This is a genomic window from Nitrosophilus alvini (assembly GCF_015100395.1).
Lineage (GTDB): Bacteria > Campylobacterota > Campylobacteria > Campylobacterales > Nitratiruptoraceae > Nitrosophilus > Nitrosophilus alvini.
On the sequence record NZ_AP022847.1, the window covers coordinates 78,069 to 97,386 of the forward strand.

18 protein-coding genes and 5 tRNA genes are annotated in these 19,318 nt (G+C 39.7%); 16 read left to right on the forward strand and 7 right to left on the reverse strand.

Translation table 11 applies throughout. The features are described from left to right. Positions 1-15 precede the first annotated feature (15 nt). From EPR_RS00440 to folE, 3 genes are all read right to left on the reverse strand, one after another. Positions 16-999, reverse strand: a complete 984-nt coding sequence (locus tag EPR_RS00440; RefSeq protein WP_200762995.1) for an iron-sulfur cluster assembly scaffold protein — start codon at positions 997-999, stop codon at positions 16-18. Between the two features lie 15 nt (positions 1,000-1,014). Then, positions 1,015-2,193: a NifS family cysteine desulfurase gene (locus tag EPR_RS00445; RefSeq protein ID WP_200762996.1), complete on the reverse strand. Its 1,179-nt coding sequence runs from the start codon at positions 2,191-2,193 to the stop codon at positions 1,015-1,017. A gap of 77 nt (positions 2,194-2,270) precedes the next feature. Further along, positions 2,271-2,846 carry a GTP cyclohydrolase I FolE gene (gene folE, locus EPR_RS00450; protein ID WP_200762997.1) on the reverse strand — a complete coding sequence of 192 codons (576 nt, stop codon included), beginning with the start codon at positions 2,844-2,846 and terminating at the stop codon, positions 2,271-2,273. A gap of 135 nt (positions 2,847-2,981) precedes the next feature. Between folE and tig the strand changes: the two genes are divergently transcribed. The 4 genes from tig to EPR_RS00470 are packed head-to-tail and all read left to right on the forward strand — an operon-like array spanning position 2,982 to position 6,974. Continuing rightward, positions 2,982-4,280: a trigger factor gene (tig, locus tag EPR_RS00455; RefSeq protein ID WP_200762998.1), complete on the forward strand. Its 1,299-nt coding sequence runs from the start codon at positions 2,982-2,984 to the stop codon at positions 4,278-4,280. Then, positions 4,280-4,870, forward strand: coding sequence for an ATP-dependent Clp endopeptidase proteolytic subunit ClpP (clpP, locus tag EPR_RS00460; RefSeq protein WP_200762999.1), 591 nt, complete (start codon positions 4,280-4,282; stop codon positions 4,868-4,870). The genes tig and clpP overlap by 1 nt, the downstream gene beginning before the upstream one ends. After that, complete coding sequence (gene def, locus EPR_RS00465) at positions 4,871-5,413, forward strand: peptide deformylase (RefSeq protein ID WP_200763000.1); 543 nt, start codon at positions 4,871-4,873, stop codon at positions 5,411-5,413. 49 nt (positions 5,414-5,462) lie between these two features. Beyond that, on the forward strand, positions 5,463-6,974 hold the full coding sequence (locus EPR_RS00470; protein ID WP_200763001.1) for a YifB family Mg chelatase-like AAA ATPase: 1,512 nt from the start codon (positions 5,463-5,465) through the stop codon (positions 6,972-6,974). Positions 6,975-7,034: 60 nt separating this feature from the next. Here EPR_RS00470 and EPR_RS00475 read toward each other — a convergent pair whose 3' ends face one another. Further along, positions 7,035-8,069, reverse strand: coding sequence for a YeiH family protein (locus EPR_RS00475; protein ID WP_200763002.1), 1,035 nt, complete (start codon positions 8,067-8,069; stop codon positions 7,035-7,037). 122 nt (positions 8,070-8,191) lie between these two features. Here EPR_RS00475 and EPR_RS00480 point away from each other — a divergent pair, with 122 nt between their 5' ends. The 4 genes from EPR_RS00480 (at position 8,192) to EPR_RS00495 (ending at position 11,921) form a co-directional block, all read left to right on the forward strand. Then, positions 8,192-9,091 (forward strand): LysR substrate-binding domain-containing protein, encoded by a 900-nt coding sequence (locus EPR_RS00480; protein ID WP_200763003.1) that lies wholly within the window; start codon positions 8,192-8,194, stop codon positions 9,089-9,091. 12 nt (positions 9,092-9,103) lie between these two features. Further along, positions 9,104-10,498 carry an NAD(P)H-hydrate dehydratase gene (locus EPR_RS00485; RefSeq protein WP_200763005.1) on the forward strand — a complete coding sequence of 465 codons (1,395 nt, stop codon included), beginning with the start codon at positions 9,104-9,106 and terminating at the stop codon, positions 10,496-10,498. Beyond that, positions 10,489-11,064, forward strand: coding sequence for a phosphoribosylglycinamide formyltransferase (gene purN, locus EPR_RS00490; RefSeq protein WP_200763006.1), 576 nt, complete (start codon positions 10,489-10,491; stop codon positions 11,062-11,064). Before EPR_RS00485 ends, purN begins: the two co-directional genes overlap by 10 nt. Positions 11,065-11,141: 77 nt before the next feature. Continuing rightward, positions 11,142-11,921, forward strand: a complete 780-nt coding sequence (locus EPR_RS00495; RefSeq protein ID WP_200763008.1) for a thiazole synthase — start codon at positions 11,142-11,144, stop codon at positions 11,919-11,921. Between the two features lie 68 nt (positions 11,922-11,989). Here the strand turns inward: EPR_RS00495 and EPR_RS00500 are convergent, their stop codons facing one another. Further along, positions 11,990-13,336, reverse strand: a complete 1,347-nt coding sequence (locus EPR_RS00500; RefSeq protein WP_200763010.1) for a sodium-dependent transporter — start codon at positions 13,334-13,336, stop codon at positions 11,990-11,992. Positions 13,337-13,525: 189 nt separating this feature from the next. Between EPR_RS00500 and EPR_RS00505 the strand changes: the two genes are divergently transcribed. From EPR_RS00505 to EPR_RS00530, 6 genes are all read left to right on the forward strand, one after another. Further along, positions 13,526-13,603, forward strand: a tRNA-Pro gene (locus EPR_RS00505). A 6-nt stretch (positions 13,604-13,609) separates the two neighbouring features. Beyond that, positions 13,610-13,686: transfer RNA gene (locus EPR_RS00510), tRNA-His, on the forward strand. A gap of 89 nt (positions 13,687-13,775) precedes the next feature. Continuing rightward, positions 13,776-13,852 (forward strand) — tRNA-Arg (locus EPR_RS00515). Between the two features lie 13 nt (positions 13,853-13,865). After that, a tRNA-Arg gene (locus EPR_RS00520) sits at positions 13,866-13,942 on the forward strand. Positions 13,943-13,987: 45 nt separating this feature from the next. Continuing rightward, a tRNA-Leu gene (locus tag EPR_RS00525) sits at positions 13,988-14,072 on the forward strand. 118 nt (positions 14,073-14,190) lie between these two features. Continuing rightward, a complete protein-coding gene (locus tag EPR_RS00530; protein ID WP_200763011.1) occupies positions 14,191-15,081 on the forward strand; it encodes a hypothetical protein in 891 nt (296 codons plus the stop codon). 22 nt (positions 15,082-15,103) lie between these two features. On the opposite strand, the gene EPR_RS00535 is transcribed toward EPR_RS00530, so the two are convergent. Continuing rightward, positions 15,104-15,715, reverse strand: a complete 612-nt coding sequence (locus EPR_RS00535; protein WP_200763013.1) for a hypothetical protein — start codon at positions 15,713-15,715, stop codon at positions 15,104-15,106. Between the two features lie 703 nt (positions 15,716-16,418). Here EPR_RS00535 and EPR_RS00540 point away from each other — a divergent pair. Both EPR_RS00540 and EPR_RS00545 read left to right on the forward strand, forming a co-directional pair. After that, positions 16,419-17,114, forward strand: a complete 696-nt coding sequence (locus EPR_RS00540) for a hypothetical protein (RefSeq protein ID WP_200763015.1) — start codon at positions 16,419-16,421, stop codon at positions 17,112-17,114. Positions 17,115-17,198: 84 nt separating this feature from the next. Beyond that, the gene (locus tag EPR_RS00545) at positions 17,199-18,059 is read left to right on the forward strand and encodes an abortive infection family protein (RefSeq protein ID WP_200763016.1); all 861 of its coding nucleotides are present in this window, start codon (positions 17,199-17,201) and stop codon (positions 18,057-18,059) included. 20 nt (positions 18,060-18,079) lie between these two features. Here EPR_RS00545 and EPR_RS00550 read toward each other — a convergent pair whose 3' ends face one another. After that, on the reverse strand, positions 18,080-19,270 hold the full coding sequence (locus EPR_RS00550) for an NnrS family protein (protein ID WP_200763018.1): 1,191 nt from the start codon (positions 19,268-19,270) through the stop codon (positions 18,080-18,082). Between the last annotated feature and the right edge of the window lie 48 nt (positions 19,271-19,318).

Consider the following 19,318-nt stretch of genomic DNA (forward strand, 5'->3'; position numbering starts at 1 on the left):
GGCCCTCTTTTAAGGTTAGATAGGAAGAACTCTGATATTTGGATCGAGCTTCTCTTTAAGAGTGGATTCGATTGCGTAAAGAGTTCCGGTTGTTGAGCTTGCACATCCGGAACATGCTCCGAGATATCTGATATATACATCTGTATAGGCGCCGTTCTCTTTTACATCGATTATCTCAAGGTTTCCGCCGTCCATTATAAGGAACTGTCTGATACTTTCATCTATCACTTTTTCTATAGCTTTTATTTTCTGTACAACCGTCATATCGTTGAAAGCCACCTCTTTTCCTTCAGCCTGGGCTTCGGCTTTTTCTTTGAGTTTTTCTTCTTCCATCTCTCTTCTTGTCTCTTCTAGGATGTCCACAAGATAGTATTCTCTCTCTTCATGTCCGCCAGGTCTGATACAGGATTTACAGAAGGCTCCGGCTTTTGTGTAGTCTGTTATCTCTTCTACAGTTTTAAGGTCGTTCAGTTTTATAACCTCTTTTATCGTTCCAAGGCTCACTCTCGCACATTCACATACTATGATCTCATCTTCAAAACTTTCCATATCGACGCCTTTGTATATAGAGGCGGCTTTTTTGATAACATCGTATGCCATAACGGAGCAGTGCATTTTTTGCGGCGGAACAGCAGGAACATCAGGATGGTCTCTCATCGCTTTTTCAACATCTATATTTGTTATCTTTACAGCTTCATCTACTGTTTTTCCTTTACAAAGTTCAACCATAGTATCGGAGCTGGCTATAGCCGTACCGCATCCGAATGATTTGAATTTTGCATCGAGAATTTTATCTGTTTTCGGATCTACTATCCAGTATAATCTTACCGCATCGCCGCAGGATTCAGCTCCATAGTCGGCAACTATAAGTTGTCCGCCGAGTCTTTTTGCGTCCTCTTCGGTAAGCTCTCCTTTGTTTCTGGGATTGTTCATCAAATCCTGTACTTTTTGGCTGTACTCTTCCCAGATAGAGCCGCCTATTAGATCATGTTTTGCCATCTTTTCTTTCCTTTCTTAAACATTTGCCGGTTTGTAGGCATAACTGCTTGATATGCTTCTTAGTCTCTCTACAGCTTTTTTAAACTCTTTTATGGTGTAGTCTATCTCCTCTTCGGTTGTAAACCTGCTCAGGCTCAGTCTTACCGCCGTATGCGCAAGGTCGGCTTCGGCTCCTATAGCCTCCATAACGGGGTTTGCCTCAAGGTCTTCGCTGGCGCACGCACTTCCGGTACTTGCTGCGATCCCTGCTCGGTTGAGATCCCAAAGCATCGCTTCGCCTTCCACGCCCCTTATACTTATAAGTATAGTATTCGGCACTCTTTTGTCTCTGCTTCCGACGACGAAAGTATCGGGAATTTCCAAAAGAGCATCTTCAAGTTTGTCTCTAAGGCGTCTGACCTCTGTCTTCTCCACATCAAGATAGCTGTTTGCAAGCTCCATGGCAAGTCCCATTCCCACAATACCGGGAACATTGAGGGTACCGCTTCTAAGTCCCCTCATATGTTCGCCGCCGTGAAGAAGAGGAGTCAGCTCTTTGCCTTTTCTTATATATAGACCTCCTACACCTTTGGGGCCATGAAATTTATGTGCGGAGAAACTCATATAGTCGACTCCGGCCTTCTGGACATCGACAGGAATTTTTCCTATCGCCTGTACGCCGTCGGTGTGAAACAGTACATCTCTTTCTTTGCATATTTCGGCAATCTCTTCTATCGGAAAAATCATTCCGGTTTCGTTGTTCGCCCACATAATCGATACAAGAGCGGTATCGTCCCTTATAAAATCTTTTACAGTGTGCGCTTCTACTATACCTTCACTGTTAACCGGAAGATAGGTTACGTTAACACCTCTTTTCTCCAGCCATTTAAATGCTGCTATTACGGAGGGGTGTTCTACTTCCGATGTGATAACATGATTTTTGTTGCCATTAAGAATATGATCAAAATATACCGATTTTATGACCCAGTTGTTTGATTCTGTCGCGCATGAAGTCACTACTACATCATCTTCATCGCTTGCGTTAATACCGCTGTACAACTGATCCATCGCACGTCTTAGATATGGATGGCTTGCCGTACCGAAATCGTGCAGCGAGTTTGGATTGCCGTATATTTCGCAAAAGAAAGGATCCATCGCCTCTTTTACTTTCGGATCGACCATTGTTGTGGCGTTGTTGTCCAGATAGACTCTCATTTTTTCTCCTCTAAATCAGACAATTTTAGTCCTAATTAAGCTTGGCAAATATTACCTTATTAAAACTTAAAGAAATATTAAAACCTATTACTAACAGGTGAATTGATAATATTAAAAAACTCTTCTCTGGTTTTCTGTTCTCTGAATATTCCTCTGATAGCAGAACTTACCGTAGTAGAGCAGATTTTTTCAACTCCTCTCATCTCCATACACATATGCCTGGCCTGAAGAACTACTCCAACGCCTTTAGGTTTTACTGTCTCCATTATAGCATCTGCAATCTGTTCTGTCATCTGTTCCTGTATCTGGAGCCTTCTTGCAAATACTTCTACCATTCTGGGAATTTTTGAAAGACCTACAACTTTTCCGTCGGGAATATATGCTATATGTGCACGTCCGATAACTGGCAGTAGATGATGTTCGCAAAGAGAGTAGAATTCAATGTCTCTTACTACTACCATTTCATCGTTTGTACTCTCAAAAAGTGCTTCATTCAATATATCGGCCGGATTTTTACTGTAACCGCTACATAGATGCTCATATGCTTTAAATACTCTTTCAGGTGTTTTTTTCAAGCCATCTCTCTCAGGGTCCTCTCCTATAAGAGTTAAAATTTTTTTTACTGCATTTTCAAACTCTGTTTTTTTATCCATATTTTTTCCTCGTAAAAAATTTGCCACATTTATAGCCGTTTTTTGCTTGTCTGTTTATTAAAACAGTATATTATAGATAATGTAAAGAAAGATTTTGCTAAAATAAGCGACAAATTTTGTTTAAAAAGGGAAAATATGGAAGTAAAAACTTCAAAAACAGATAACGCAAATGTTAAAATCGAAGCGAAAATCGACAAAAAAGAGATAGAGAACAAAAGTGAAAAGATTGCAAAACAGCTTGCAAAAACTATGGATATGCCGGGATTTAGAAAAGGCAAAGTACCTGTAGCCATAGTTAAAAAGAAATATGGACAAAAACTTACACAAGATGCTGAATCGCAGCTTTTCCAGGAAGCTTTGAACAAAGGTATCGAAGAAGCCGGAATAAAAAAAGATGAGCTTTTGGGAGAGCCGAAATTTGAAGAGTTCAACAGAACAGAAGAAGCAATAGAAGCGGTAATTACTGTAAGTTTCAGACCTCAAATCGATATTGAAGGATACGAAGAGGTAGTTCCCGATTTTGAAGAGCCCGAGGTAACTGAAGAGGAAGTTGAAGAGAGGATAAAGCAGCTTGTGGAGTCGGCGGCTCCTTTGAAAAAAGTGGAAGAGGATAGACCGCTTCAAGAGGGTGATACAGCCGTTATAGATTTCAAAGGGTATGTTGAAGGCAAAGAGCTTGAAGGAGGAAGTGCACAGAACTTCAGCCTCAAAATAGGAAGCGGACAGTTTATCGAAGGATTTGAAGAGCAGCTTATAGGTATGAAACCCGGTGAAACCAAAACGATAGAGGTTACATTCCCTGAAGATTATCATAATAAAGATATAGCCGGTAAACCTGCAAAGTTTGATGTAACACTCAAAGAGATTCGGGTTAAAGAAGATGTGGAGTTGGATGACGAACTTGCAAAAAAACTTCTAAATGAAGAAGATGCTACGGTAGAAAAACTCAGAGAAAAGGTTAGAGAGGAGCTTAAATCCGCAAAACTCAGCAAACTCTATAACGAGGAGCTGAAGCCTAAGCTTATCGAAGCTCTTGTGGAAAAGTTCGAATTTGACCTACCGAAAAATATTGTAGAGCAGGAGATTGATCTGCATCTTAGAAAGAAACTACAGAATATGACCGAAGAGGAGCTAAAAGAGCTTAGAGAAAATGAAGATAAGATAAAAGAGCTTAGAGACTCTTTTAAAGAAGAGGCTCAAAGAAGCGTGAAAGCTACGTTTATAGTAGATGCACTTGCAAAAGCGGAAAAGATAGAGGTAAATGATCAGGAAGTTATTCAGACTATCTACTTCGAAGCGATGCAGATGGGAGAGAATCCTCAGGAAATTCTTGAGATGTATCAGAAGCAGGGCTTGATTCCCGCGATAAAAATGGCTATGATAGAAGATAAACTTCTAACAGCACTACTTAACAAAAAGATGGAGCAGAAATAATGAGCTATTACATTCCCTATGTTATCGAAAGAACGGGGAGAGGAGAGAGAAGCTACGATATATTTTCAAGGCTTCTCAAAGACAGAATAATAATGCTGAGCGGAGAGATCAACGATGCGGTTGCTTCTTCCGTTGTAGCACAGCTTCTTTTTTTAGAAGCCGAAGATCCGGACAAAGATATATATCTTTATATAAATTCGCCGGGAGGCGTTATCACAAGCGGACTGAGCATATATGACACTATGAATTATATAAAGCCGGACATATGTACTATATGTATAGGACAGGCGGCGTCTATGGGAGCCTTTCTTCTGAGCAGCGGAGCCAAAGGAAAAAGATACGCTCTTCCTCATGCAAGGATAATGATACACCAGCCTTTGGGAGGCGCGCAGGGACAGGCTACCGATATAGAGATCCAGGCAAAAGAGATAGTTAGACTAAAACATATGCTTAACGAGATACTTGCGGAAAATACAGGGCAGAGTCTGAAAAAGATATCGAAAGATACCGACAGAGACTTCTTTATGAGTTCCGAAGATGCAAAAGAGTACGGACTAATAGACGAGGTTTTGAAAAAGAGTTTCAAATAGATGATAAGAGAAGTTGTTGTATATCCCGACAAAAGACTAAAAGAGGTTTCAAAACCGGTAGAGTCTTTTGATGAAAATCTCCACACTCTTCTGGATGATATGTACGAGACTATGATCGCCAAAAACGGCATAGGCCTTGCTGCAATACAGATAGGCGTGCCTTTGAGAGCTCTTATCATAAACCTGCCGGACGAAGAGGGAAACCAACCAAAAGAGGCTCTTTTGGAGGTTATAAATCCTGTAATTCTTGAAAAGAGAGGATCGGCGGTTTATACGGAAGGGTGTCTGAGCGTTCCTGAATATTATGACGATGTAGAAAGAGCCGAATGGGTAAAGGTTGAGTTTCAGGACAGATACGGTGAAAAAAAAGTTATCGAAACAGACGGTCTTCTGGCGATTGCATTCCAGCATGAGATAGACCATCTAAACGGACATCTCTTCATAGAAAAACTCTCCATTTTAAAAAGAAAAAAGTTTGAAAAAGAGTGGAAAAAAAGAAAAAAAGCTACAAAAGGGGCTAAAGGAGCAAGAGGAAAAGGGTGATTTGAGGCTCTTTTTATACAGAGCACCTTCGCTTTTTTAAAGGATTTTTATGAAAACACTTCTTTGCGCAACATTAGACGCAAACGAAGCGAAAAGAGTAGAGGTTGAAAGCTCTCTTGTAAGAGCCCTTCCCTCCTTTTCCATAGTCGGCCTTGCATCAAGCTCCATACAAGAGGCAAAAGAGCGTGTAAAAGCAGCTTTGGTATATATAGGATTCAGGTTTCCTCCCCAAAAACTTACTATAAATCTTTCACCTTCCGATCTGAAAAAACAGGGAAGCCATTTTGATCTGCCGATCGCTCTTGCCGTTGCGCTTCAGAAAGAGAAAACAAAAACTGATGGATTTTATACATTCGGAGAATTGGGACTTGACGGAAAAGTAAAAGATACGCTCTCTATCTTTCCTCTTGTTCTCTCCCTGGCGCGAAAAGAGAAAAATATAAGAGTAGTAGCACCCAAAGAGAGCAGAGACAAACTCTCGAAAATTCCCGGAATAGAACTTTACTGTATCGATACTCTCAAAGATGCCATATCCTTTTTCAAGGAGCGAAACCTCCGGAGCGAGCCTGCCGGAAAAATAGAAGCGGAAAGTATAAAAATAGATGAGGTTTTATACTATTATCAAAAGAGTTTCGAATACGACTTTATCGATGTAAAAGGGCAGGAAGTTGCGAAAAGAGCGGCTCTTGTCAGTGCAGCAGGGTTTCACAACATACTTTTTGAAGGGAGTCCCGGATGCGGAAAAAGTATGATATCCAAAAGGCTTAGGTATATTCTGCCTCCTTTAAGCCTTGAAGAGATACTTGAAATTGCAAAACTTGAAGCAATGGATACGAAAGAGCCCGGTTTCAGGCCTCTGCGTCCGTTCCGCTCACCCCATCATACCTCCACAAGGGCAAGTATTTTCGGAGGAGGGACTCTCAGTGCAAGGATAGGAGAAGTTGCTCTTTCAAACAGAGGTATACTTTTTTTCGATGAACTTCCCCATTTTCCAAAAAGCGTACTGGAGGCTTTGAGAGAGCCTTTGGAGGATAACAGGATACTTATATCAAGAGTGAATACAAAAACGGAATATGAGACAAAGTTTCTTTTTGCTGCGGCGCAAAATCCATGTCCCTGCGGAAATCTTATGAGCAGTTCAAAAGAGTGCAGATGCAGTGAGTTAGAGATTCAAAGATACAAAAACAGACTCTCTGAGCCGTTTTTAGACAGATTGGACATATATGTCCGAATGAATGAGACGTCACAAGATGACAAGTCCACCGTATCGAGTAAAGAGATGTTTGAGAAAGTATTGGAAGCTTTTGTTATGCAAAAGAGAAGAGGGCAAAGAGATTTTAACGGAAAACTGAATGAAAAAGAGATAGAAGAGTATTGTATGTTAGATGAGGAGGCACAGGAGATTCTTCAAAAGGCGGTCTCAAAATTTTCTCTCTCTTTCAGAAGCATAAATAAGATAAAAAGAGTTTCAAGAACTATTGCAGATTTGAACGGGAAAGAAAAAATCGGAAAATCCGATCTGTTTGAGGCACTGAGCTACAGAAAAAGAGCAGAGATTTGAGTTAATTGAGATGATATCGCAAAAGAAGAATCCTTTGCGATACGGGATAGTTTTGTAAGATCAGCATAAAGCTGCTACAACCCATTTAGTTATAAAATAGCCGCCTATAAGAAGCCAAAGAGCCATGATAAGTGCAACCAGTATAGGTTTTGCACCTGCCTGTTTAAATTTTTGTGCATTTGTTTCCATTCCCAAGGCCGTCATAGCCATTGTCAGCAAAAATGTGTCAACATCGTTTATAACGCTTATGATATTTTCCGGTATGAAGCCGATTGAGTGTATGCCAGCCATGACGATAAACCATACGGCAAACCATGGAATGGTAACTTTTATCTTGCCCTCTTTACTATCTTTGGATGCACTTCTTGCAAGAACTATACCGAGTATTATAAGAAGGGGAGCTATCATCATGACACGCGTCATCTTTACTATGATTGCGTTGTCTGCCGATCCGTCAATAGATCCTCCGGCAGCTACCACCTGCGCAACTTCATGTACGGTTCCGCCCACATATATGCCGTATGTGGAAGGATCCATATCAAAAATACCGGCTTTATAGAGTGCAGGATATACGAACATTGCAATTGTTCCGAAAAGAACTACCGTACCAACGGCAATGGCACTCTTGTACGGTTCGGCCTTGAGTACCGGTTCCGTTGCCAAAACTGCAGCTGCACCGCAAACAGAAGAACCCGATGCACACAAAACTGCTGTATCGCGATCAAGTTTGAAAAGTTTTGTACCTATTAAAACCCCTAAGATAAATGTTGAAGAGAGCATAATGATGGAGACTAGAAGTCCGGCCATGCCTACAGCTTCTATCTGCTGAAAGGTTATCCTGAAACCGTAAAGGACAATGGCAGTCCTTAGCAGAGTCTTCGCACTAAAGATAATTCCGGGAACCCATGCAGCGGGTAGATGATTTCTGAGAGTATTTGCATAAAACATACCTATAACAATACCTATGATAAGAGGGCTGATACCTAGACTTTTCAATATCGGTATTTCAGCAATATCTATAGCTGCCACAGTAAAGAGTGCAACAAAAAGAATACCATTTAGTGTACTTCTGATATTTTCTTTGCTAAACGCCATAACGCCCCTTTTGTATAACAAAAAGTTAAAATATTTGTAACCAATTATAATATTATTTTTAAAATAAGTAAAATAAATAAAATGTTATATTATAATCAGAATATCTGAAAAAGAGGTGCGATATGAAAATTACGCTAAGACAGATGGAAATCTTTTTGGAAGTCGCAAAAACAGGGCATCTTACGCATGTAGCCAACGAGCTTGGACTCAGTCAGTCTGCTGTATCTATGTCTATCAAAGAGCTTGAGTCAACAATGGGATGCAAACTCTTTGACAGGATTCAGAAGAAACTGGTACTCAATGAAAAAGGGCGTGCTTTTGCTCACGAGATCGAGCCTCTTGTACAGAAACTTAAAGATATAGAAGAGGAGTTCAGTTCGCAGGATAACAAGGGCGAACTTATAATAGCGGCAAGTACGACTATCGCCGATTATATCATGCCTCATATTATATGCGAATATATGCAAAGGTATCCGGAAGTAAAAATTTCTATGAAAATAGGCAATACGAAAGAGATAATAGAGATGATAGAGAACGGTGTGGCAGATCTTGGATATATAGAAGGAGCGATAGATAGTACATGTATTGTAGAAGAAGTTATGGGAGTAGATGAACTTGTTATAGTTACTGGAGATAAAAATCTTAAAAAAAGAAAAGAGTATTATATAGACAATCTTCTTGACAAAAAATGGATATTAAGAGAGATAGGATCAGGAACAAGAGCAGTGTTTCTGGATAAGATCAGAAGGTTTGTTCCTGATATGAATATATTTCTGGAACTTGCTCATACAGAGGCTATAAAGAGTGTGCTTATGAAACTGGATGATTCTCTTAGCTGCCTTTCAAAAATTGCGGTACAAAAAGAGATAGAAAGAGGCGAACTTTTTGAAATAAAACTGAAAGGGTTCGATTTTGAAAGAGAGTTTCTGCAGCTTTATCACAAAGACAAATATAAAAGCGAGCTTTTCAAAAAATTTATGGTATTTGCCAGATACAGATTCGGTGAGATTATAAAGAGTTAAAGAGGGGTACAAATGCAAAATCTATACGAGAAGGTAGACTTTCTGGATAGAAAATGTTATGACGCATACTTGCTTCCCGAAGATATACTTATGGAACAAGCAGCGGAAGCTATGAACAGTTTTATCAGGGCAAATTTTGCAAAAAATTCAAAAGTTTTGATAGTTTCCGGACCGGGAAACAACGGGGCAGACGGCATAACGCTTGCAAGGCAGCTGCTGGGCGATTATGAAGTTTTTTTGTTCCTGCCCTTTGGTGCAAAATCTCAGATGGCTCTTTTGCAGCTAGAGAGGTTTGAGGCTGTCGGCGGAAAAGAGAGTGAAACTATTCAAGAGGCCGATGTGATAGTTGATGCTATGTTTGGAGCTGGGCTTACCAAGCCTTTAAATGAAAAAGCAATCGAAATTATCGAAAAACTGAATGCTATGAAAGGATTCAAAATAGCGTGTGATATTCCAACAGGGATAGACAAAAACGGAAATCTTCTGCCAACCGCTTTCAAAGCGGACAGAACCATAACTATGGGAGCATTGAAACTGGCGCTTTATTCGGACTTTGCAAAAGACTATGTTGGTGAAATAGATGTTGCTGATCTAGGTGTCAGCCGTACTCTTTACGAAGAGCCCAGTTTTTACAGGGTACTTGAAACTGATGATTTCAGACCGCCGGTCAGGGAAAAACTCTCATCGAACAAAGGAGACTACGGCCATCTTGCGGTAATTGCCGGTGAAAAAGAGGGAGCGGCGATTATGGCGGCTCTTTCGGCGCTAAATTTCGGCGCAGGGCTTGTAACTGTCGTATCAAATGAAAAAATCGCCGTTCCTTACGAGCTGATGCATGCAAATTCACTTCCCAAAACAACCACTTCCATTGCTGTAGGAATGGGGCTGGGGTGTGAATATAGCGATGATGAGTTTGAAACTCTTATTTTGAAAAACGATTTTCCTCTTGTAATAGATGCAGACCTCTTCTATTCGAAAAAAATTCTATCTATTCTAAAAAGAGAGAAAATCGTACTTACACCTCATCCGAAAGAGTTTGCTTCTTTGCTTAAAATTTCCGGTATCTGCGAGACGGATGCAAAAGAGGTGCAGAAGAGACGTTTTGAACTTGTACTGAAATTTTGCGAAAAATTCCCAAATGCGGTATTGGTGTTGAAAGGCGCCAATGTGATTGTTGCAAAAGGGGCGGAGCTTTTTGTAAATCCGTACGGCTCCAATGCCCTAAGCAAAGGAGGTAGCGGAGATGTGCTGACGGGCCTTATAGGCGCTCTGCTTGCGCAGGGGTACGATTCGCTTGATGCAGCCATCCAGGGAACGCTTGCTCACTCGTTTGCAGCAAAAAAAGTAAAAAAAGCGAACTTCGCTCTGACACCCAAAGATTTGATAGAGGCTGTGGGATGCTTGTAAAAAGAGTGGTGGTGCTATTTAGCGGGAAAGGAACAAATCTTAAAAATCTTATCCAAAAGGTACACAAAAAGCGGTTTGGAGATATAACTATTGAGATAGCTGCAGCGATTACAAACAACGAAAAAGCCGAAGGTATAAATGTTGCAAGAAGTAATAACATTTCCGTAGATATAATTTTGCACGACAGATATTCTTCTAGAGAGGAGTTTGACGGAGTTTTGGTAGAAAAGATAAAAAAATATTCGCCGGATCTTGTAGTTCTTGCGGGTTTTATGAGAATACTGAGTCCCGTTTTTACGGACAACATTAAAAATGCGATAAATATTCACCCCTCTTTGCTGCCGCTTTTCAAAGGAACAAAAGCGATTGAGAGAAGCTATGCTAGCGATATGAAAGTTGCTGGTGCGACAGTTCACAGAGTAAGCAGCGAGCTTGATTCGGGCGAGATACTTGAGCAGGAGTGTTTTCACAGAGAGAATGAGAGTTTTGAAGAGTTTGAAGCAAAAATTCATGCCATAGAGTATGAAATTCTTCCGAAAACAGTAATAAAACTTTTAAAAAAATAAAATATAAAATATAATAAATAAAAATTTTCACTCTTTTATATTGTAAATATATAATGCCAAAAAGTGAAGGAGAAAGTATGGAAGATTTGTTAAAAATAGGCAATAAAACATTTAAAAGCAGACTTATAGTGGGGAGCGGAAAATATCCCGATTTTCAAACCACGAGAGATGCCACGATAGCCAGTGAAGCGGAGATGATAACAGTTGCGGTAAGACGAGTGAATATCACAAATCCGGACGAAGAAAACCTTATGGACTATTTCAAAGATACCAATATACAGTTTCTTCCAAACAGCGCCGGATGTACAACCGCCGAAGAGGCGATAACTCTTTTCAGACTTGTCAAAGAGGCAACCGGAATAGATTTTATAAAACTTGAAGTCATCGGAGATACTCAAAAAACACTTTATCCAGATGTCATAGAGACCCTCAAAGCCTGTGAGGTTTTGGCAAAAGAGGGATTTACGGTCCTTGCATACACAAACGACGATCCGATTATGGCAAAAAAGCTTGAAGATGCGGGCGCTGCAGCGGTTATGCCTCTTGCTGCTCCCATTGGAAGCGGTCTTGGAATACAGAATAAATACAATGTTGTATTTGTCAAAGAGGCTGTAAAAGTTCCAGTTATAGTAGATGCAGGCGTTGGGTGCGCAAGCGACGCGGCAATAGCTATGGAGCTTGGTGCCGACGGGGTTTTGACAAACACCGCAATTGCCCAGGCAAAAGATCCGGTTTTGATGGCAAAAGCGATGAGAGATGCGGTAAGAGCCGGTAGGATGAGTTATCTTGCCGGCAGAATTCCGAAAAAACCGTACGCTACGGCTTCAAGCCCCACCGAGGGAATGATACAGTTTTAGTGTGAGTGTGGGTGTGGGTGTCAGATAGATCGATATTTAGCTAACACCAACACCTTCACCCGTCCCCTTTATATCTTTATAATTCCCATGAGATTTAGCATCATAAAAATTAAAGCAACAGGTGCTATATATCTTATACTGAATCTCCATATATGAAAAACCCTATCACCCATTTCATGCTCAAGAGCCGCTCTGACTCTGTCTTTATGCAGTATATATCCTACAAAAATCGCTATGAGAAGTCCGCCTAGAGGTAGAAGTATGGAGTCGGTCGTATATTCGAGTATATCAAAAAGCGGCTTTTTCCCAATACTGAACATCTCTCCCCATTCTTTTGTATAAGATAGCAAAGCACCGATACCGACTATCCAGTATATAAAACTTGTGACGACAACGGCTTTTGTTCTTGTATAGTCGAATCTGTCTATTAGATACTGTACAACGGGCTCAACCAGACTTATTGCTGAGGTGATACCGGCAAATGCAAGGGCGAGAAAGAACATAAGGGCAAAAAAGATACCAAGTGTTCCAAAATTTTTGAGTATTGTAGGAAGAGAGATAAATACAAGCCCCGGTCCCTGTCCGGGTTCTGCACCAAATTGAAAAAGAAAAGAGAATATCACAAGTCCCGCGACGAGAGCTATGAGAGTATCCATAAAGGTAACTATAAGTGCAGTCTGGGTGATGTTGGCGTTTTTGGGAAGACTTGCGGCATAGGTTAATATTGCGCCCATGCCAAGTGAGAGAGTAAAAAATGAGTGTCCCACGGCTCTTACTATCGCTTCTGAGTTGAGTTTCTCCCATTTTGGAGCAAACATAAACTCAAAAGCTTTTTCAAATCCGTCAAGTGTAAAAGCATAAAAGAGTAGTCCAAAAAGTATAGCCATAAGTGATGGCATGAGGATGAGGTTTATCTTTTCGATACCTCCCTTTATACCTTTGTAGACTATGTATCCTACGATAAGAACGGCAACGGTATGCCAAAATATCTGTATACCCGGCTCGTTTCCCACAAGAGTGTTAAAAATATCTTTAGCTTTGTCGGTAGTGGAAGGAAGTCCGTTTAACAGTCTGAAAAGATAGTAGAAAATCCAGCCGATAACTACAGAGTAGAAAGTCATTATTATGATACCATTAAACCCCATGAAACCCGCATATTTCCACTGCTTTTTATCAGGAGGCGCAAGCTCTTCAAAAGAGCTGACCGTATCGAGTCTACCAAGAGCTCCTATAAGCATCTCTGCAACCATAACAGAAAAACCTATAAAAGCTATCGTTATGAGATATACCAGAACAAAGGCTCCTCCGCCATACTCTCCCGTCATATAGGGAAACTTCCATATATTTCCAAGACCGACGGCACTCCCCGCGGCAGCCATGATAAACCCTATACGACTAAATCTTTGGATTTTCATCTTTTCCCCTGTTGGTCATAGTTAAGAATTTCTTACAAATTATACAAAAACGATACAAACAGATTTTTTAAATGAACAAGATTGCATAATTCGGGTTGAAACAATACAATACATGAAGCGGCTGGTGAAAAAAGCATATTTTTTGTTGACAAAGCAAAGATTTTTTAATATAATTTCAGTCCATTTGTTCGGGGCGTAGCGCAGCCTGGTTAGCGCACCTGGTTTGGGACCAGGGGGTCGGGGGTTCAAATCCCTCCGCCCCGACCATCGATGGTGGGTGTAGCTCAGTTGGTTAGAGCACCAGATTGTGGCTCTGGGGGCCGTGGGTTCAAATCCCATCACTCACCCCATTTTTTGAGCCGACGATGACAAACCTATGGGTCGTTTGAAAGAGCGGCGGGGCAACCGCTGGGCGCAATGCCCTTTGTGTTTTTCAGATGCGCCCGTAGCTCAATTGGATAGAGCAACGGACTTCGGATCCGTAGGTTAGAGGTTCGACTCCTCTCGGGCGTGCCATAGCCCAAAATATGCGCCTGTAGCTCAGCTGGATAGAGCAACGGCCTTCTAAGCCGTAGGTCCCAGGTTCGAATCCTGGCGGGCGTACCATTTAAACCGCTTTTTATATAAAAAGCGTTAGTATTTCATCCACATGCGGACGTGGTGGAACTGGCAGACACGCCAGACTTAGGATCTGGTGCCGCAAGGCGTGGAGGTTCGACTCCTCTCGTCCGCACCACTTCAATATTTTAAAATCATATAATCCCTCTTTTCTACCTTATCGACTTTTACTTTTTTCTTTTGTTTAATCTATTTGGGTGTAGTATAAGTATATAAAAGCACTTTAAGGTTGCATTATGAGAAAAATTCTTGTCTATCTGCTTCTGGTCTCTTCTATTTTTGCCTGTGTGCCTATCGAAAATAAATATACACTCATACTCAACAAAAAAGATATCATCTACACCTTACCCGATCCCGGTTTTTTCGACAAACTAGAAATAGAATACCGAGTCGAAATAGAGGCCGAAAGATATAACGAGCGTCTTAGACTAGACATAACAGTGGAGATGAAAGATATTTTCAGATCGATCGTAACATCACTGGATCTTTCAGATAGGTTTGAAAACAAAGAAGCAGCTTCTGACTGGAAAAAATGGATGAGATACGAGAAGAGAGCCGCTAAAAGAGACAAAGAGCTCTTTTCGCTTTTAGGTGAGAAGCTTATACCTCTCCTTACTGTCGTTTTCCCCAACTGGGAGTTTTACTGGGATTCTCCCTCTTTGCTGCGTATCGAAGCGGAATATCCATATCTAAAGAGGTTGGAGGATGTTAAAAAAGCACTGATAAAGATGAATAGTATAGTAAAACTCTATATACCCGGGGCAAAGATACCTCTTTCCTATGAGGAGGCAAAACCGTATCAACCTTTTATTATTATCTCAAAAAAGAAAACGGTAAGAACGGATACTGTAAAACTTACAAAAAAACTGTTGCAAAAACTGACGAAATACGGTTATATAAAAGGGCTTAAAAAGAGCGACATACAAAAGATATCGAAAATAGCCAAACCTTCATATATCATATTTTTTCGCCCAAAAAAATGCGATCTGTCATATCCTTTTCTTATCGAAAGTCCCAACGTTTATGGCTGGGTCAGTGTGCTAAACGGTTATGTAGTTGTATTTGACAAAGATTGCCCGGATGTGGAAGTTGTCTCAAACTGCCTGAAACGGGATATGAAAAAGTAGAAAAACGAAAAGTATATACAAATCAGCGGCTTTTTAGCCATTTTGACAAAAACCTGATCGTTTCACTTTCGGAGTAGATACGTTTTTTTCTGCTTTGTGTTTCCACAAAGGGGTAGATATATCCTGATGCTATCAGTTTTGACAGATGATCGTCCAGTATACAATATGACGTATATTTGCTGTTCGGCTTTACTTCAAGTATCCCTGTATCTACTGCTTCTGCCTTGATCGACTGTATAGCATCATAATGTTTTCCCATATATCTTTTTCTGTTATCGTAGTCTGTAAGACCAACATTTTCCAAAAAAATCGAATGGTTGGAGCTGTTTTGTATCTGAAAACCTATCAGGTTGGGAAAAGCGCCGTTTTTTATACTATTTTCAAGAGCTTCCACATTCCACAGACCGATATTTCTATATGATGGGTTTTTGCCCGTATTTGCTTCCAATGCGGAAACTTGAGGAAAATCCATTATATGCCGGTCATCGAGTCTGTATCTAAAAACTGGACAGGCGGATATAGTGACTCTTTCTCTGTTTTTTCTTATATCTCTTACCAGATTTATAACACCAAGAGAAGTTCCGATAGTTCCCAGCGTGATAGCTGCGATCATCTGGATTTCTTTAAGTTCCATAGGTCTTGATCCTCTTTTTTGCCTCCTATTGTTTCCAAAAAAGAGTTATAAAACAATAAAATAGATGATACTAAATAGGTGTCACATGATGATAAAAAGTGTACTGCCAGTAATTGATAGTGATTTTTTTCTTTCACTTAGCTCTTTTAGCCGCTAAGTCCGTCTGGCGTGAACGTAAAATGCTATAGTAAGTAGCGAAGCTTCAATACCTCCTCTTTTGTGAAATGATCATCATGAAATTGATGTTCATTAAAAATATATAAAGTCCGATACCAAAAATAACTTCATATTGGCTTAAGTAGGTAATGGATAATATTTGTTAATAGAAATGAAGAATTATATTGAAATAATAATTAAGATAGAAGTATGAAAATAAATATTATCAGGATAATTATATTTAGTATTTTTATTATTGTTTTAACAGGTTGTGATGAACAACAGCTGTTTGAACCAGTAGAAAAAAAGCAAGGTGGGGGAGTAAACTGGAATTTTGACTAGTTATGAAGAAAATTAAAGTATATATTCCATTTATGCTTGGTGGTTTTTTTGACTAGTATTCAATACGTTTTGGAATACAACTTTTGGGAATCAACAATTAAATGGGGAAAGAGTGGCAAAAGATGCCTAACAATGTGTTACATATGACTGCTATTCCGCTTCTGTTTTATAATGGTAGGCGAGCTTGGTTGTTAGGAGATTGTATATGGATAATAAACTTTTTGTAGAATATTGTAAAGAAAAATTAGATTTGGAAAATGCCGTATTAAGTCATGAATATTACTATATGAGCCTGCCTTTATGTGTTATCGATGCTGTTTATTCAATAGGAATAAGATATGAAGTAACTAAAAAAGTAGTTGACAATTTTTGTAAATGTTTGCAATTGAAAAAATATCGAGAATATGGTAGTGATTTCGCATCAATTGATAAACAACTTTCAATTGATGAGCTTATTGAAATATATAACCAAAATGACATAAGCTTTATAACGAGTGAAATTTATAAAAATAGATGTAGAACATCAACAAGAAATGGAATTTTAAAAAGTGAAGCTGTTCTAGAATTTGCAAAAGTACTCCAAAAATTTAATGTTAACTATTTTCAAGATTTGTCTAATGTTATTACAAATAAGGAATTTAGCACTGAAATCAAGAAAATAAAAGGACAGAAAAGTGGAATCTCATTAACATATTTTTTTATGTTAGCAGGAAACGATGATTTTATAAAACTAGATAGAATGGTATGTCGTTTTGTGAAAGAAGCTATAGGTAAAGAGCTATCAATTAATGATATTGAAAAATTAGTATATGAAGCTTTTGATGTTTTAAAGAGCGACTTTCCAAATTTAACACTTCGAAAATTGGATCATGAAATATGGAAGTTTCAAAAAGACTTATAACAAGTCATCAGAAATCAATAAATTTTCTCTTAGGATAATTTATATGTTCAATTTAAATGTTAGAAACTAAAAATGGTAAAAATTATGAAAGTTACAGAAGGGACAATTAGTGCGATTGGGAAGATTGTTACAGGAGATGAACAACTTTCACCTTATCGCAGTGGTCCACAATTAGTTCGGCTATTTAATGATTACGGAGCAAATGATGTATATGGACAAGGTTTTCCGTCACGTTGGCATTATGCGGAAGAAAAAATCCGTTCTTTAAATGGCACGGCTGCTCTCGGCTCTCTGTTATGCCAAGTGCTCGATCCTCGTGAATTTATGGATACTAAGTTTAAGGTAGAAGAAGCCGTGCAATACATTAACGCGAGGCTCAAATACGACGGTTATGAAGTAGTTATTGATAACGGCTACGCAAAAATACGCGATCTAACAGGAGTTTCTGTTGCTTGCGAACATCCCTTTCAAGGTTCCGAAAAGGAAGGACACCTATTCATTGATGAACAGATACAAAAATCAGAAATAAAAATCAAAGAGGGTGACTATGATGGTGCAATTACTAATGCCAGGTCATTATTGGAGGCAGTACTAACTGAGCTTGAGAAGACTATAGACGAAAATGCACCGCAATATGACGGAGACTTGCTCAAGCTTTATAAAAGGGTTCAGAAGCTACTGAATTTAGAGCCGGGTCGTCCAGATATTGAAGGCCCGTTAAAGCAGGTACTCTCTGGCTTAGTAAGTATTGTAGGCGGTATGGCCGGTTTAAGTAACCGTATGGGCGATCGTCATGTTAGGACGTATAAACCAGAAAAACATCACGCTGTATTAGTAGTAAATGCGGCAAAAACGATAGTAAATTTCCTTTTTGAAACTTACGAATATCAAAAAAAAAGAAAAAGCATTAACAAAGCGGCTCAGTCCGACAATGTGAAATATTGAATATAAAATTTTCACACTCTCTAAAAACTGATCGCCAGTATTCTGAAATACCTTGCGCACCATGCAAGCAGGGCCGCGAGCATCAGTGTGGCGCTGAGGTTTATCAAAAATGTATAGTCAAGAGCCAGGTTTAGAGACAAAGCGGCGAAAATCCGGCTCAGGGCCACCACCTGTATAAATAAAAATATGGCGATTGCGGGTTTGTCGGCAGTGGGGACTCTGCCGGAGTGGCCGAGAACCACTCTCGTGCCGAAACCTATGAGAATTGTCAGGAAATATCCTACTGCAAACGCGTGAAGGGCTGCTTTTTCAAACTCTATGCCAAGACCTGCGAGTGCCGATAAGGACTCTATAGCAGAGATGAGAAATCCTACCGGTATCCATGCTAGAGAGAGATACAAAACCCATATGATGGCGGGGACTTTCGTAACAGGAAGTTTCCATTTGGCAAATTCTCTGACAAAAAAGATAAAAAGCGGAATATCCGCCAAAAAGCTGTATTTCGGTTCTATCAGCAAGAGTGCCACTTTTACCACAAGAAGCGAAAAGATTATCTCCATGATCTTTTTTGTTTTGTTTATCTGGTATCCCTGAACCTTTACCTGTGTAAAATGGGGTATCATTCTTTGGCTTATGGCAAAAACTACCGTAAACAAAAAGAGGTAAAATCCACCCTTTATCGCAATATTTTCAAAAAGAGTACTTACAGGAGTCGCAAAATATGCAGCGATAAAGAAAAGATGCGCGACGATACCGGAAGCGTAAGCTATGAGTACCCATCTTGTGTCGTATTTATCCTTAACTATACTTTTTCTGTATATTGAAAGCAGAAGTAAAAAAGAGTTTGTCTGTGCCGCTATGAGCAGTATGGAAGCAGCGATAAGGAGCTTGTCTGAGATAAAAAGAGCCGCTATGTATAGCAAAGACCCCGCTAGAAAAATAAAAAAGTGTTTCATATAAAGCTCCGGTTTGAGAACGGGCTGCATCAGAAATCTTGGAAATACCACAAACAAAAAACCCAGGAAAAACTGAATGAATATGATAAATATCATAGGATATGCATGAAAGTTTATGACTGAAACCCCTATATCGAGAAAACCGGAATATACACCAAGTAAAACTGCGGTAAATGTTATAAGAAGCAGCATGCCTGAGGTAAAGAAAGGCTGATGGGGCTGTGATGAAAATTTTTTATACCAAGTTGAGAGCATATTCTATCCTGTCAGGCTACCGAAGTAGCCTTTTTTAAACAGGATTAT

Excerpts from the sequence above, each read along its gene's own strand:
- EPR_RS00440 (WP_200762995.1), bottom strand. The coding sequence starts at position 999 with ATGGCAAAACATGATCTAATAGGCGGCTCTATCTGGGAAGAGTACAGC.
- EPR_RS00445 (WP_200762996.1), bottom strand. The coding sequence starts at position 2,193 with ATGAGAGTCTATCTGGACAACAACGCCACAACAATGGTCGATCCGAAA.
- folE (WP_200762997.1), bottom strand. The coding sequence starts at position 2,846 with ATGGATAAAAAAACAGAGTTTGAAAATGCAGTAAAAAAAATTTTAACT.
- tig (WP_200762998.1), top strand. The coding sequence starts at position 2,982 with ATGGAAGTAAAAACTTCAAAAACAGATAACGCAAATGTTAAAATCGAA.
- clpP (WP_200762999.1), top strand. The coding sequence starts at position 4,280 with ATGAGCTATTACATTCCCTATGTTATCGAAAGAACGGGGAGAGGAGAG.
- def (WP_200763000.1), top strand. The coding sequence starts at position 4,871 with ATGATAAGAGAAGTTGTTGTATATCCCGACAAAAGACTAAAAGAGGTT.
- EPR_RS00470 (WP_200763001.1), top strand. The coding sequence starts at position 5,463 with ATGAAAACACTTCTTTGCGCAACATTAGACGCAAACGAAGCGAAAAGA.
- EPR_RS00475 (WP_200763002.1), bottom strand. The coding sequence starts at position 8,069 with ATGGCGTTTAGCAAAGAAAATATCAGAAGTACACTAAATGGTATTCTT.
- EPR_RS00480 (WP_200763003.1), top strand. The coding sequence starts at position 8,192 with ATGAAAATTACGCTAAGACAGATGGAAATCTTTTTGGAAGTCGCAAAA.
- EPR_RS00485 (WP_200763005.1), top strand. The coding sequence starts at position 9,104 with ATGCAAAATCTATACGAGAAGGTAGACTTTCTGGATAGAAAATGTTAT.
- purN (WP_200763006.1), top strand. The coding sequence starts at position 10,489 with ATGCTTGTAAAAAGAGTGGTGGTGCTATTTAGCGGGAAAGGAACAAAT.
- EPR_RS00495 (WP_200763008.1), top strand. The coding sequence starts at position 11,142 with ATGGAAGATTTGTTAAAAATAGGCAATAAAACATTTAAAAGCAGACTT.
- EPR_RS00500 (WP_200763010.1), bottom strand. The coding sequence starts at position 13,336 with ATGAAAATCCAAAGATTTAGTCGTATAGGGTTTATCATGGCTGCCGCG.
- EPR_RS00530 (WP_200763011.1), top strand. The coding sequence starts at position 14,191 with ATGAGAAAAATTCTTGTCTATCTGCTTCTGGTCTCTTCTATTTTTGCC.
- EPR_RS00535 (WP_200763013.1), bottom strand. The coding sequence starts at position 15,715 with ATGGAACTTAAAGAAATCCAGATGATCGCAGCTATCACGCTGGGAACT.
- EPR_RS00540 (WP_200763015.1), top strand. The coding sequence starts at position 16,419 with ATGGATAATAAACTTTTTGTAGAATATTGTAAAGAAAAATTAGATTTG.
- EPR_RS00545 (WP_200763016.1), top strand. The coding sequence starts at position 17,199 with ATGAAAGTTACAGAAGGGACAATTAGTGCGATTGGGAAGATTGTTACA.
- EPR_RS00550 (WP_200763018.1), bottom strand. The coding sequence starts at position 19,270 with ATGCTCTCAACTTGGTATAAAAAATTTTCATCACAGCCCCATCAGCCT.